The 12539-nt window shown below is 37.9% G+C and carries 16 protein-coding genes; 5 read left to right on the top strand and 11 right to left on the bottom strand.

The window, feature by feature from the left end; all coding sequences use genetic code 11:
- Positions 1-14: 14 nt before the first annotated feature.
- The 6 genes from N0B48_RS16770 to N0B48_RS16745 all read right to left on the bottom strand — a co-directional run bounded on the left by N0B48_RS16770 (position 15) and on the right by N0B48_RS16745 (position 4417).
- The gene (locus N0B48_RS16770) at positions 15-1085 is read right to left on the bottom strand and encodes an adenylosuccinate synthetase (protein WP_259840037.1); all 1071 of its coding nucleotides are present in this window, start codon (positions 1083-1085) and stop codon (positions 15-17) included.
- Between the two features lie 3 nt (positions 1086-1088).
- Positions 1089-1943, bottom strand: a complete 855-nt coding sequence (locus N0B48_RS16765) for a hypothetical protein (protein ID WP_259840036.1) — start codon at positions 1941-1943, stop codon at positions 1089-1091.
- Between the two features lie 2 nt (positions 1944-1945).
- Positions 1946-2281 (bottom strand): hypothetical protein, encoded by a 336-nt coding sequence (locus tag N0B48_RS16760; protein WP_047455903.1) that lies wholly within the window; start codon positions 2279-2281, stop codon positions 1946-1948.
- A gap of 71 nt (positions 2282-2352) precedes the next feature.
- Positions 2353-2901 carry a prolyl hydroxylase family protein gene (locus N0B48_RS16755; protein WP_259840033.1) on the bottom strand — a complete coding sequence of 183 codons (549 nt, stop codon included), beginning with the start codon at positions 2899-2901 and terminating at the stop codon, positions 2353-2355.
- 30 nt (positions 2902-2931) lie between these two features.
- Positions 2932-3474, bottom strand: a complete 543-nt coding sequence (gene ybiA, locus N0B48_RS16750; RefSeq protein WP_259840032.1) for a riboflavin biosynthesis intermediates N-glycosidase — start codon at positions 3472-3474, stop codon at positions 2932-2934.
- A gap of 265 nt (positions 3475-3739) precedes the next feature.
- On the bottom strand, positions 3740-4417 hold the full coding sequence (locus tag N0B48_RS16745; RefSeq protein ID WP_259840030.1) for an NUDIX hydrolase: 678 nt from the start codon (positions 4415-4417) through the stop codon (positions 3740-3742).
- 121 nt (positions 4418-4538) lie between these two features.
- On the opposite strand from N0B48_RS16745, the gene N0B48_RS16740 reads away from it, so the two are divergent.
- Both N0B48_RS16740 and N0B48_RS16735 read left to right on the top strand, forming a co-directional pair.
- The gene (locus N0B48_RS16740) at positions 4539-5171 is read left to right on the top strand and encodes a DUF1579 domain-containing protein (protein ID WP_259840028.1); all 633 of its coding nucleotides are present in this window, start codon (positions 4539-4541) and stop codon (positions 5169-5171) included.
- A gap of 98 nt (positions 5172-5269) precedes the next feature.
- On the top strand, positions 5270-5479 hold the full coding sequence (locus N0B48_RS16735) for a hypothetical protein (protein WP_034724485.1): 210 nt from the start codon (positions 5270-5272) through the stop codon (positions 5477-5479).
- 39 nt (positions 5480-5518) lie between these two features.
- Here the strand turns inward: N0B48_RS16735 and lepA are convergent, their stop codons facing one another.
- From lepA to N0B48_RS16710, 5 genes are all read right to left on the bottom strand, one after another.
- A complete protein-coding gene (gene lepA, locus N0B48_RS16730) occupies positions 5519-7315 on the bottom strand; it encodes a translation elongation factor 4 (RefSeq protein WP_259840027.1) in 1797 nt (598 codons plus the stop codon).
- A 79-nt stretch (positions 7316-7394) separates the two neighbouring features.
- Positions 7395-8411 carry a hypothetical protein gene (locus N0B48_RS16725; RefSeq protein WP_259840025.1) on the bottom strand — a complete coding sequence of 339 codons (1017 nt, stop codon included), beginning with the start codon at positions 8409-8411 and terminating at the stop codon, positions 7395-7397.
- 100 nt (positions 8412-8511) lie between these two features.
- Positions 8512-9033 carry a hypothetical protein gene (locus tag N0B48_RS16720; RefSeq protein WP_259840023.1) on the bottom strand — a complete coding sequence of 174 codons (522 nt, stop codon included), beginning with the start codon at positions 9031-9033 and terminating at the stop codon, positions 8512-8514.
- A 5-nt stretch (positions 9034-9038) separates the two neighbouring features.
- Positions 9039-9572 (bottom strand): hypothetical protein, encoded by a 534-nt coding sequence (locus N0B48_RS16715; RefSeq protein WP_259840022.1) that lies wholly within the window; start codon positions 9570-9572, stop codon positions 9039-9041.
- 19 nt (positions 9573-9591) lie between these two features.
- Complete coding sequence (locus N0B48_RS16710) at positions 9592-10143, bottom strand: RNA polymerase sigma factor (RefSeq protein ID WP_034724476.1); 552 nt, start codon at positions 10141-10143, stop codon at positions 9592-9594.
- A gap of 555 nt (positions 10144-10698) precedes the next feature.
- On the opposite strand from N0B48_RS16710, the gene N0B48_RS16705 reads away from it, so the two are divergent.
- From N0B48_RS16705 to N0B48_RS16695, 3 genes are read left to right on the top strand one after another with little or no spacing between them, the layout of a single operon-like run.
- A complete protein-coding gene (locus N0B48_RS16705; protein ID WP_259840020.1) occupies positions 10699-11448 on the top strand; it encodes a Rossmann-like and DUF2520 domain-containing protein in 750 nt (249 codons plus the stop codon).
- Positions 11438-11956: a KdsC family phosphatase gene (locus tag N0B48_RS16700; protein ID WP_259840019.1), complete on the top strand. Its 519-nt coding sequence runs from the start codon at positions 11438-11440 to the stop codon at positions 11954-11956. The genes N0B48_RS16705 and N0B48_RS16700 overlap by 11 nt, the downstream gene beginning before the upstream one ends.
- An 8-nt stretch (positions 11957-11964) precedes the next feature.
- Positions 11965-12519: a Maf family protein gene (locus N0B48_RS16695; RefSeq protein ID WP_259840018.1), complete on the top strand. Its 555-nt coding sequence runs from the start codon at positions 11965-11967 to the stop codon at positions 12517-12519.
- Positions 12520-12539: the final 20 nt, after the last annotated feature.

Genomic DNA, 12539 nt, shown 5'->3' with positions numbered 1-12539 from the left:
AACCATTATTTGATTTAAAAAATTGGTTTAAAGTCTTTTGAAAACGGAGAATAGGATCCGTAGACTGTATCAAATTTTGTTTTTAAATTTTCTATTTTAAATTGCGCTTCGGTCTGATCAAGACACGTAATAATCAGGTTCTTTTGAGTTGCTGAAACATAGGCGCCATCCAAAAGAAGGGCATAATTCAGTAGATCATAATCCAGTTCTCCAAAACGCAGTTCCTTCTGATAATCATTAAAAACACAGGTTTCCTCTTCATTGTTTTTCAATAGTAATTCCTTTTCATTGCTCATCCAGCCACTTCCATGACGGGTTGAGTAATTTCTGGTCACATAATACATCTCAATATCCTTTATTTCCAAAAACCGGCAGATCTCAAAAGCATTTTTTGAAGTCGTATTCGCGTAGGTTACATTCGGAAATACGCCGTGATCCATATCCAGAAGAATTCCCTGGCTGCCTTCAAAAATGAGGTTTTCAAATGAATTCAGAAAGGTATAATCATCTATTTTCCACTCTATCTGGTCTACCGCATTCAAAAAATAACGCATCGCTTCTTCCAATTGATCTCCATCTATAAAGCCGTAGTAATAGGCTATTCCTTTTAATTTTTCTATCAACATTGATCTTGGAGCCACTAAATCGGCCGCAAATAGTTTGTACGGGCTTTCGTGTCTTTTCATCGTCGCTCCGATTCCTTTTCCACAGGTTCCGTGTTCCAGATTTTTCGCATTGGTCCTGTTTTGCCAGACATCAAACGGAGTGGTGACTTTCGCCAGCGGATGAATATGCAGTTCTATATTTCCGTTTTTCTCCATTAATTCCTTTCTTTCATTGAATAAAAATACAGGATGAATGGTACAGTGCTCCGTAAAATAAGACGGCAATCCACGCAATGCTCCACTCGCAAAACTAGAATGAATATGCTTTTTACCATCAATCATTACCGTATGCGCTGCCTGCTGCCCTCCTGAAAACCTGATGACAACAGACTCCGGGTTTTGCTGCGCAAGAAAATCTGTAGTGATTCCCTTTCCTTCATCACCAAAACCCAGGCCTATTACTATTTGTGCCTTTTTCATGACTTAAAACATTTGAATATGATCAAATTCTCCTCCTTCTGTTGGTCTGAACGTTTCATTTTTAAACCTGTCGCAGATGACCCCTTTTATAACATTCGGAATGTCTCTGTGATCAGCTATTGATAAACAGTTTTGTCCTAATAATTCCTTCCAGCCAATATCTGCTCTCATTGCCTGATCAGAATGCAGAACATTGATGTGATACACCTCGTATCGTTTTTTCGCTTCTTCCAGTAACTCAAAATGTGTGTAAGTATGCTGTCCCGCTCCCATAATTTCTCTAATGGCGAATGCCGGAAGTGTTTTTAAACAGGGCTCATCACCTACCGTAAACAAAATTCCTTTCTGATTTCTCTTTTCAAATGCATCCGTTCTGGTATGAAAAGCGGCAAAATACCATGCCAACAGATAACTTTCTCCTGCATTTCCACCACCACCGGATTCAATATAAGTACGGGTCAGCCACATATCCAATTCCTCATCGCCTGATTCAAACTGCCCTACCTGTAAAGGAAAAGCATCACATTCATGGTCCCCGATTCCTAAAAATAAAAGCGCCGGATCCGGAACGCCTCCCTGGATAATTCCTCCCATTAACTTCGGAAGCCCTTCTTTGATAAGTTCGTGCGGAATATGTCCCATACTTCCCGTCACATCCAATCCTAAAATGATAGGAACAGAGTTCGGGTGTACGGAAGAATCTCTCGATTCTCTGAAAGAAATTCCTTTAGGGTTCATAGATTCATGAGCTCTTCTTTCTGCATTCTGAGTGAAAATTTCACCTGCGGATTTAGATCCGTAACCTGCTTTTCTTGCTCTGTCAAAACGAGCATCCATATCGTATCTTGTACTTCCCATAATTAAAATGTTTTACCGAATAAATATTCAAATCTCTTAACAGCGACTTCTAATTGAATATTTAAATTTCTGATGGTTAATGAATATTCTATATCTTTCTGAACAAATGCTTCCGGCTGAAAATCAGCAAATGTCAAGCTGTTTCTGTCTAAAGGACTGATATCAATGAGCCCTTCCTGCTCTCGCTCCAGTCGCTTTATTTTCAGTTCAATGTCTTCCACCCTGCGCCTGTAGATCAATTCGGAATCTGCTCCGATGGTGCGTGCACGGTCTTCTCTGATCTGGTCATTGTTTCTCTGTAATGACTCGATGAATCTTGGTTTTAGTTCGTCTTCCATCTTTTTATTTTTTTGTGTTGTTTTTACGCTAATTAAAAAGAGCATAAAAATGCTTATCTTTTTACAGATGATTACTTATTGGAATACATCACGTCGGTTCTCAAAACGTATTTCTTTCCGCTTATCAGGATTTTCCCTTCGTGTCTTACCGGATGATAGAAAACCAATGCAGATCCTTTTTTCGGAGCGACGGTGAACAGGTTTTCAAATTCGGTTTCTCCGCCTTCAAAATCATCATTCAGATAGATCAGGAATGTGTAGAAACTTTTTTCATTTTCATTCCGGATATAGCTTCCGTCCCTGTGCATTTTGAACTGCTGTCCGGGAGAATATTTATACACTCTGAACATTTCATTAAAATTCTGAAGCTTATAGTTCTCATGTTCCTGAGGAAGAAATTCTGCGGCTTTTCTAAAAAGATCTTCTGCTAAATCGTTATCAAAAACCATCAGTCGATCATTATTCCTAATTCCTTTGCTCATCATCTGGCGCCCATTCATATTGATCTTTGCTTCTTCAAACACTTTTTTCTGGGCCATTGCAATATATTCATCACAGGCAGCAGAAGTCAGGAAATCTTCTATCAGAAATATCTGTGAGTGAAGTTCTGTCTTTTCCATAGTATTATTTTGTGTTTAGTGATTGTGTTTTTACCTTCTTAATTCGTCTCTTACCTCCATCAAAGCAAACCCCAGCAGGTTTTCCCCATCCCAAAGTTTTGGATCATTGGCTCTGGCATCTGTTTCCAGCATTCCGATTCCCCAGATTTTGTCATAAGGACTGGCTTCTACTAAAATTTTATCGTCAGTTGCCAACAGAAAATTCTGAAACTTTAGGTTTTGGGAGAATTTCAAAAGATTGGCTCTCTTTACGATTTCATATTTATGCTCGTCCCAGAGTTTCGGATCAAAATTCTTCACTTTTCTTCCTAAGCTTTTGGCTTCATTAGGTGTTTCGGATTTTAAAACTTCCTGTAGGATTTCCTGATCATTAAACAGTCTAGCTTTTCCGGCCATCATATAATGTTCAGCAGTTTTATAAACGATTCCGTTTTCTTCAAACTGAATGGGAAACCATTGGCTGAAGCATGATTTGGTGATCTCATCTTTTACCGTGTGTCCCCAGAAGAACAGAAATTCAAGTCTCTCTTTTCTCTGAAATTTATCAATAATATGTTGTAATGTATAATCCATGATTGTGTTATTCTTACACAAATGTAAAACAATATCATTTTATAGCCAAAATATATTTGCGTTATTTTAACACTAACTAATTAACTTATTGATTATCAATATAAAAAATTGAATATTTTGAAATGTATTTGAAACACAAATGACACAAATGTTTTCACAAATAGCACTAACACATAATAAACTAAAGTTTTAGTTTATTTGTTTTAAATGATAAAATTAAGAGATTTTTGAGGTAAATGTAAACTGAATAAGTCTGGAACACGGGTTATTTGATTTCGAAATAGAAGCCTTCTTTTTCGAATTCTTCATACTTCTCCTGATTGAATGTAAACAATTTTCCGGGTCTGCCGCTGCCTTCTTTTTTAACGTTGTTGGTTTCGTTAAGCAGGCCATAGCTCATGATTTTTTTACGGAAGTTTCTACGGTCAATTTCACGTCCGACGATGGTTCTGTATAGATTTTCAAGGTCTGAAAAAGGAAATTCTTCATTGAGAAGATTAAAACCGATCGGCTGGTACTGGATCTTGGTACGAAGTCTTTTTAACGCAATATCAATGATGCTCTGGTGGTCAAAAGCCAATTTGGGAAGTTTATTCACACTGAACCACTGTGCATCTTCCGCATCAGAATCGGCAAAGAGTTCATGATAAGATGGGTTCACAAGGCCCAAATAAGCCACTGAAACCACCCTATTCCTTGGGTCGCGGCCTACGTTGCCAAAAGTATAGAGTTGTTCCAGAAAATCGGGCTTTATGCCTGCTTCTTCGTGTAATTCTCTTTTAACCGCATCATCCAGGTTTTCATCATCCAGCACGAGACCTCCTGGAAGCGCCCAGCCACCTTTGAATGGCTCGATCTTTCTTTTGATTAATAGGAGCTGAAGATCCTGCTTATCAAAGTACCCGAAAATGACGGCGTCTACCGCAACTTTTATTGCCTGCATAGTTAATTTGCGTTATGAATACACAAAGGTACAATTTATAAATGACATCAAAAAAACAATTGACTGCATAATAAAATTAACTAACTTTATTTCACATTAACCCACTTAAAATTAACTAATTATGAAAAATCTATTGTTATTATTTTCAGTCACTTTTCTTCTGACCGCCTGTGAGAAAGGGAAACCCGTGACAGAAAAAAGTTCATCCAAAACGGATTCTACGGAATGGAAACCTGTAGATTCTGTAACCGCTATGAAGGCCTGGATGGACTATGCTACACCTGGAGAGCTTCACAAAATGCTGGCAAAATACGACGGAAACTGGACAGGAGCTTCAACCATGTGGATGGAAGCCGGTGGAAAACCTATTACGAGCCAGGCTGAATCTACCAATAAAATGATTTTTGGAGGACGTTATCAGCAAAGCAATTACAAAGGAAGCTTTATGGGAATGCCATTTGAAGGGATGAGCCTGATGGGCTATGACAATGCAAAGAAAAAATTTGTAAGCACCTGGATAGATAATATGGGAACAGGTATTATGCACGCAGAGGGTGAATGGGATGCTGCTAAAAAATCCCTTGAATTCAAAGGAAAAATGGCTGATCCTGCAAGACCCGGAAAAGAATGTGATTTCAGAGAAGTATATATATTTACTGACGATAATAACCACACCATGGAAATGTACGGCCCTGACTCTAAAACAGGAAAAGAACACAAAAGCATGGAAATAAAATTCACCAGAAAGAAATAAAAACCGGAGAAACCTCTTCCATGAAACAGTGATTTCCCTTGTAGATTTCAAGGCAGATATGCTCAACTTTGGTATAGAAAATAAAAATTTATACCATCATGAAAACATTATTAAGAGCCTTTATCGTGGTCATTATTATCATAGGAGGAGTTTTGATCATCGTTGTGGGGAAAAAGCCTTTCCCGGAACCTGAATGTCTCGTATGCGGGATCAATCTTATCAGAACATTAGGCATTGCCGAAGTGATTCTTGGTCTCGGAGCATTGGTGATACAAGCCAATCTTACAGAGAAACAACGAACTTTCTAAAAAATAAAAGACCGGTAATTTCTTACCGGTCTTTTTATATTAATCGTTTAGTTTTAATACTGCCATGAACGCTGATTGCGGTACTTCTACTCTACCAATCTGCTTCATTTTCTTTTTACCTTCTTTCTGCTTTTCAAGAAGTTTACGTTTTCTGGAGATATCTCCTCCGTAACATTTTGCGGTAACGTCTTTTCTTAATGCTTTGATGGTTTCTCTGGCGATCACTTTCGCTCCCAATGCTGCCTGAACTGCAATATCAAACTGCTGTCTAGGAATCAGTTCACGAAGTTTTTCACACATCTTTTTACCAATATAATAGGCATTACTGTCGTGAATCAGTGAAGAAAGGGCATCTACCATATCTCCATTGATCAGAATATCCATTTTAACCAATTTAGAAGAACGCATTCCGATTGGAGAATAATCGAATGATGCATATCCTTTAGAAATAGATTTCAGACGGTCATAAAAGTCGAAAACAACTTCTGCCAAAGGCATATTAAATGTTAATTCTACTCTATCCGCCGTTAAATAACTCTGGTTAACGATCTCCCCTCTTTTTTCAATACAAAGCGTCATTACAGCACCAACGAAGTCGGATTTAGTAATAATAGAAGCTTTAATATAAGGTTCTTCAACTCTATCCAGAAGATTGGGATCAATCATTTCCGACGGGTTGTTGATCAGAATTGTAATTTCAGGTTCTTTTTTAGAATATCCGTGGTATGAAACGTTGGGAACCGTAGTAATAACGTTCATATCAAATTCTCTTTCAAGACGTTCCTGTACGATTTCCATGTGAAGCATTCCTAAGAATCCGCAACGGAAACCAAAACCAAGTGCTGCAGAACTTTCCGGTTCGAAAACCAGAGAAGCATCATTCAGTCTTAATTTTTCCAATGAGAATCTCAATTCTTCAAAATCTTCAGATTCAATAGGATAAATTCCGGCAAAAACCATTGGTTTTACTTCTTCAAAACCGTCAATCGCAGCAGCGGCAGGATTCACAAAAGAGGTAATGGTATCACCCACTTTTACTTCTCTTGCATCTTTAATCCCTGAAATAATATAGCCTACATCACCACATTCGATCGTCTTTTTCGGCACCTGCTTTAGTTTCAAAGTTCCTACTTCATCAGCGCCATACTCTTTTCCTGTCGCGAAAAATTTAATTTTCTCGTTTTTAGAAATACTTCCGTTTACCACTTTGAAATATGCTTCAATCCCTCTGAACGGGTTGTAAACAGAGTCAAAGATCAATGCCTGTAACGGAGCATCCGGATCTCCAACCGGCGCAGGAATTCGGTGTACAATCTGCTCAAGCAAATCATGAACGCCCTCACCTGTTTTCCCTGAAACTCTAAGAACATCTTCGTATTTACATCCTAAAAGTCCCATAATTTCGTCGGTAACTTCTTCAGGGTTTGCGGATGGAAGATCTATTTTATTCAGAATTGGAATAATTTCCAAATCATTTTCTAATGCCAGATAAAGATTACTGATGGTCTGCGCCTGGATACTCTGTGCCGCATCTACAATAAGAAGAGCACCTTCACAGGCAGCGATAGAACGGGAAACTTCGTAAGAAAAGTCTACGTGTCCCGGGGTATCAATAAGGTTTAAGATATATTTTTCTCCTTTAAACTCATAATCCATCTGGATCGCGTGAGACTTGATGGTGATCCCACGTTCTTTCTCCAAATCCATATCATCCAGGGTCTGAGACTGCAGTTCTCTCTGAGTAACTGTATTGGTATACTCCAAAAGACGGTCTGCCAAAGTACTTTTACCGTGGTCAATATGAGCGATTATGCAAAAATTTCGTATGTTTTTCATTTAAGAACGTTGTAATTTGCAAAGATAAAAAAAAGCGAGACATTTTATCTCTCTTATATTCATTGTATTAAATAATTTACTATTCTTCGGAAAAGTCGTATTCTCCGGTCAATGGATCAATGTAAATTTTCTGCACATCGCCGCTCTTCATTTTCTTCTGTCTTGCTCTCTGCTCAATAGCACCGGCAACTCCTCCAATGAGGCCAAACATCCCATAAGCACTGTTGGATTGTACAGGAAAAATATGGCCACGATTGCCTAAAACATAAAATCCGTTTTCGTCCTGATCAAGATCCATAAATCCCGAGAAGGTGCTTTTGCGGACCTTCCCTTTCTCCACGTATGCAAACATTTTATAAGCGGAAATCTTAGTCTTTTTTCCATTTTCCTCCTTGACTGCTTTTGTGATGTCTCCTTTACTGTTGCTCTCCAAAACATAATCTCCCGGTTCCGGAGTCTGATTAAAGAAAGAAATATAATCCAGATAAATTCCGTCTTTTAATGGTTTCCCTTTTAAAGCAGCATAATTATTTTTCACAAGTGTACTGTAATCTTCGAGACCGTTTAACCCCACTTTATTTCCTGCAGGATTTAATGAATATGCTTTTTTGATGAAAGCAGAAAAAACCGCCGGAATATTTTTCACCATTAATTCGGAGACCTCTTTATCATAAAAAGTAAACACGGTATCTTTTTTATACAGGAATTGGTATTTATCTCCCGTTTTAGCAAAGGTCTGGGCAGAAAAATCCATCTTCCCTTCTGTCTTCTTACCGTCGGACTCTCCTGTTGAAAGTTTCAGTTTTTTTAAAACCAAAAAAAAATCAGTTAATTTACCGGGTTGATTGCTTTTTAAATACCAGGCGGAAAAATCAGCATCTGGTGTTGAAGGAAAAACAACCTCCTTCATTTCTTTCTGCTCTCCGAAAGGCAACGTACCGATCTGCTTATCCTCTCTCTGATCAATCACCTTGAAAAATGCATAAGGATTTTCGGTATAATTCAAAATGTTCCCTCTGAATTTTATGACTTCTTTCGTTTGCGCAAAAGCGATAATAGCTCCAAAAATAAATGCCAGCTGCATCAGTTTTCTCATTAGATATATTTTTTTTGCGCAAAAATAGCAATTCGTAAACACTAAACGGCTCTCACAAAAAAATTTTGTGAGAGCCGTCCAACATTAAAAAAATAAACTATTATGGGTTTTGTTTGGGCCTTGCCGTATTGTCATGCCCGCTGTGAGGTTTTCTTTCATTCATTTTATCTCTCATCATGCCCTCAGACTGGAATAGTTTCAATACTTTTTGACAAGGAATCACCTGCTGCATTTTATCAGCATATTTCTTTCTGTTATCCAGTAACTTCTGCCCTACTTCGAAACTCTGCTGAAGTTTTGCTTTGGCTTCATCATCAGATAAAGTTTCGGGGTTAAAATTAGGATTAAACTGACCTTTTATCTGTTTCTGATTCTCAAGATACTCATTATAAAGCTGAGTAAATTCTGTTTTATCGCCGGCATCAATCTCCAGATTTTCCAGCACCATATTATTTCTGAACTTCTTGAGCAGTTCTTTTCTTTCTTCCGGAGAAAGATTGTTTATTACCTCCTTTCTTTGTTTAGGATCCATCTTTTTCCAGTCATAATCTGTAGTCTGTGCATTTTGTGCATTCAGACCAAAACCATACATAATAAAAAGTGTAAATAATATCTTTTTCATCTTTCTTAATTATATAGATCTAAATAAACGTCCTGAGTAGAATTGCTTGCCAGTTCTGAAATTTCGGAATTGGAAAAAGAATCCAGGTATTCATTCATTTTAGTTTCTTCTTTTTTTGCGGTAGCTTTTACAGGTTGAACAGTCCTTACATGGTCAGCTCCTTCTTTTGCAGTATATGAAACTGTTTTATTTCCCTGATTGCTAACTGTTTGATTATTATTTTCAACAGAAGTTAAATCTGCCTCCAGCGTTTCATAAGCACGCTCGCCTTCTGTTTTAGGCGCTTGTTTGTTTACGGCATATGCATTTGAATTCAACACATCTTTTGCCGGATCGTTGTCAGAATTGAAAACATACGTTACCCCGAATATCAAAGCCACTGATGCCGCTGCGGCATACATCCAGTTCAGTTTAAAAACCGGTGCTTTCTTATTCGCTTTCACTTCGTTCATTACACTGTTCTGGATATTTTGAAACAAATCATCCGGAACTTTGTAAATATTCTTGCGTTCTAGTTTTTCTATGTCGAACTCTTTCATCTTTGTTGGGGTCAAAAAATTATCTCTCGTAATTTTCTTTAATAAATTCTTCTATTTTTTGTTTGGCATAATGATAATTCGTTTTTAAAGTCCCTACAGACATATCTACAATTTTAGATATCTCTTCATAGGGCAAATCATCATAATACCGCATCATAAATACCAGTTTCTGCTTTTCGGGCAGGCTTTGTATAGCGTTCTGGAGCAGCAGCTGGATTTCTTCAGCATCTCCTTCCGTATTATCGGCCACCAGGTTCTGCATATAATACTCCGGATCTTCATCCGTCTTCTGCATTTTCTTCATCTTATTGACCTGCTGTAGCGCCTCGTTGGTGGCAATCCTGTACAACCAGGTATACAACTGGCTGTCATTTTTGAACTGGTGAAAATTCTGATAGGCTTTAATAAAAGTCTCCTGCAGCGTATCCTGAGCCAGGTCACCATCCACAATAATTCTTCTGATGTGCCAGTACAATCTGCTTTGATAAGCATCCATCAAGGCCCGGACACCTTTCTCCTGGGTCCGTGGATTCTGCATCAACGAAATAATTTCCGCGTCCTTAATCTTCATAAGATGCTTTCACTGTTTTGGATTACAAAAATAGCCGAAAGTTAAATTACTTATTCAATTTTCAGTCCAAATATTTAAAATAATTTGAGTTTGGGTTTGAGCGAGTTATGAGTTATAAGTTTTGAATTATAAGTTTCAAGGGTAAGACCCACGGAATTTTGGATCACCTCCAAAACTTGAGTAAAAAATATTTTTTTAACGCAAAAGTTTATTTAGGAAGCGTTGAGTTTTGAGGAAGGCAAAGGCTTCGACTAGGTCGCTGATTAAGCGTCTGAATAAAAACGTCCGCTTCATCGAATCAATGAAATTGATTCCTTCTTTGCTCAACTTATACTATACAGCATTAAAATCCAACTTTGCGTGAAAAAAAACGTATCTGCTTCCTAAGTTTTAAAATTGATCCAGAAGTATATACATATAAAGATAGCTCCTGATTTGACCCTCGAAACCCGCATCCCGAAACACTCTGAGCTTTAGGCAACGGGCAATCCGGAGATTCATGATAAACTTACGGCGGCCCGCATTCATCTTCCTTTAAAATCTTATCTTTGTTAGATGCAAATTGTAATCATAGGTTCCGGAAATGTGGCCTACCACATGGCAAAAGCTTTCAGGCTGAAAAAAATTCCATTACTGCAGATTTTTGGAAGAAATGGGGAAGAACTGAAGAAAATCTCTGAAGAACTGGATGTCCCATATTCTACGGAACATCTGGAGGATGCAGATCTGTATATCATCTGTGTGAGTGACAATTCCGTGGAAAATGTTTCTAAGATCATCACTAAAAAAGATGTTCTGGTGGCCCATACTTCAGGATCTCTTCCTAAAGAAATTCTGGCAGGGGAGTACAGAAAATCAAGCTTTTATCCATTGCAGACTTTTTCAAAATCAAAAGAACTGGAGTATGAAAAGATCCCGTTTTTCATTGAAACAGAAACTGAAGAGGATAAGCAGCTACTTTTTGACCTTGCTTCCCAGATTTCAGAAAATGTAATGGAAAGCAGTCATGAAAAGAGAAAATACATTCATCTTACGGCAGTGTTTGCCTGTAATTTTGTGAATCATCTTTTCGCAAGAGCAAAAGAAGTTTCAGATTCGCAGGACATTCCGTTTGATTATTTTCTGCCGCTTATTGACGAAACAGTGAAGAAGATCCATGAAATTGAACCTAAAGCAGCCCAGACTGGACCTGCAGTACGAAATGATGTAAGGGTATTGGAATTACATGAGCAGTTATTAAAAGACGAAAGTCTTGCAATTTATAAGACAATGAATCATTCTATTCAGAAAATGTATGAGTTATAAAGAGAAATTAAAAGATATTAAGGCATTTGTATTTGATGTAGACGGAGTTTTTACCGATGGAAGCGTTTATCTGATGCCAGGTGGAAATATGTGCAGGGTCATGAATGTCCTGGACGGATATGCAGTCGTTAAAGCATTAAAAAACAATTATTTAATAGGCGTTATTACAGGTGGAAACGATGATATGGTCAAGCACAGGATCAACTATCTTGGAATAGACGACTATTATCCGAAATCACATGATAAAATGGTTGATTTTGAAGATTTTAAAAAGAAATACAATCTTAAAAACGAAGAGATCCTGACGATGGGAGATGACCTGCCGGATATCCACATCATGGAAAATTCTGCGATTGCGGCATGCCCTGAAAATGCGGTTCCTGAAGTGAAAGGAATATCTGACTATATTTCCACAAAAAAGGGAGGAAGCGGTGCTGTACGCGATGTGATAGAGCAGGTAATGAAGGTCCAGGGAAACTGGCATGATGATAATACCCAATCTGTTTAAATCTCACTATGAAATTACTTTTAGCATCCCAGTCACCCAGAAGAAAAGAACTGCTTTCAAGCCTTGGATTTGATTTCGAAGTGGTGAAAATAGACTGTGAAGAAATTCTTCCTGAATCTATTGAAATAGGAGAGGCCGCAGCCTATCTGTCTGAATTAAAAGCAAAAGCGTTCCGAAATTTAACAGATGATGAAGTCTTACTGACCGCAGACACTGTAGTTGCCGCAGAAGGACAGATCCTTGGAAAACCAAAGGATGAAAATGATGCCCGACAGATGCTCCGTATGCTTTCCGGAAAAACGCACCAGGTTTATACGGGAATTACCATAAAATCTGCGAACAAAACATGTACAGAAACCGACGTGGCTGACGTAGAGCTTGATGAAATGACAGATGATGAAATAAACTATTACATTCAGAATTATAAACCTTTCGATAAAGCAGGGAGTTATGGCATCCAGGAATGGCTGGGTATGGCCAAAATAACAAGGCTAAACGGAAGTTTTTATACCATTATGGGACTTCCTACTCATTTGGTTTACAAAATTTTGAATGAAATATAAATATTATTCATTATAAAATT

This window comes from Chryseobacterium herbae, from assembly GCF_025154075.1.
GTDB lineage: Bacteria > Bacteroidota > Bacteroidia > Flavobacteriales > Weeksellaceae > Chryseobacterium > Chryseobacterium herbae.
The sequence above is the reverse complement of the archived record's forward strand: the minus strand, read 5'-3'. Positions and strand labels throughout refer to the sequence as shown.

Excerpts from the sequence above, each read along its gene's own strand:
- N0B48_RS16770 (WP_259840037.1), bottom strand. The coding sequence starts at position 1,085 with ATGAAAAAGGCACAAATAGTAATAGGCCTGGGTTTTGGTGATGAAGGA.
- N0B48_RS16765 (WP_259840036.1), bottom strand. The coding sequence starts at position 1,943 with ATGGGAAGTACAAGATACGATATGGATGCTCGTTTTGACAGAGCAAGA.
- N0B48_RS16760 (WP_047455903.1), bottom strand. The coding sequence starts at position 2,281 with ATGGAAGACGAACTAAAACCAAGATTCATCGAGTCATTACAGAGAAAC.
- N0B48_RS16755 (WP_259840033.1), bottom strand. The coding sequence starts at position 2,901 with ATGGAAAAGACAGAACTTCACTCACAGATATTTCTGATAGAAGATTTC.
- ybiA (WP_259840032.1), bottom strand. The coding sequence starts at position 3,474 with ATGGATTATACATTACAACATATTATTGATAAATTTCAGAGAAAAGAG.
- N0B48_RS16745 (WP_259840030.1), bottom strand. The coding sequence starts at position 4,417 with ATGCAGGCAATAAAAGTTGCGGTAGACGCCGTCATTTTCGGGTACTTT.
- N0B48_RS16740 (WP_259840028.1), top strand. The coding sequence starts at position 4,539 with ATGAAAAATCTATTGTTATTATTTTCAGTCACTTTTCTTCTGACCGCC.
- N0B48_RS16735 (WP_034724485.1), top strand. The coding sequence starts at position 5,270 with ATGAAAACATTATTAAGAGCCTTTATCGTGGTCATTATTATCATAGGA.
- lepA (WP_259840027.1), bottom strand. The coding sequence starts at position 7,315 with ATGAAAAACATACGAAATTTTTGCATAATCGCTCATATTGACCACGGT.
- N0B48_RS16725 (WP_259840025.1), bottom strand. The coding sequence starts at position 8,411 with ATGAGAAAACTGATGCAGCTGGCATTTATTTTTGGAGCTATTATCGCT.
- N0B48_RS16720 (WP_259840023.1), bottom strand. The coding sequence starts at position 9,033 with ATGAAAAAGATATTATTTACACTTTTTATTATGTATGGTTTTGGTCTG.
- N0B48_RS16715 (WP_259840022.1), bottom strand. The coding sequence starts at position 9,572 with ATGAAAGAGTTCGACATAGAAAAACTAGAACGCAAGAATATTTACAAA.
- N0B48_RS16710 (WP_034724476.1), bottom strand. The coding sequence starts at position 10,143 with ATGAAGATTAAGGACGCGGAAATTATTTCGTTGATGCAGAATCCACGG.
- N0B48_RS16705 (WP_259840020.1), top strand. The coding sequence starts at position 10,699 with ATGCAAATTGTAATCATAGGTTCCGGAAATGTGGCCTACCACATGGCA.
- N0B48_RS16700 (WP_259840019.1), top strand. The coding sequence starts at position 11,438 with ATGAGTTATAAAGAGAAATTAAAAGATATTAAGGCATTTGTATTTGAT.
- N0B48_RS16695 (WP_259840018.1), top strand. The coding sequence starts at position 11,965 with ATGAAATTACTTTTAGCATCCCAGTCACCCAGAAGAAAAGAACTGCTT.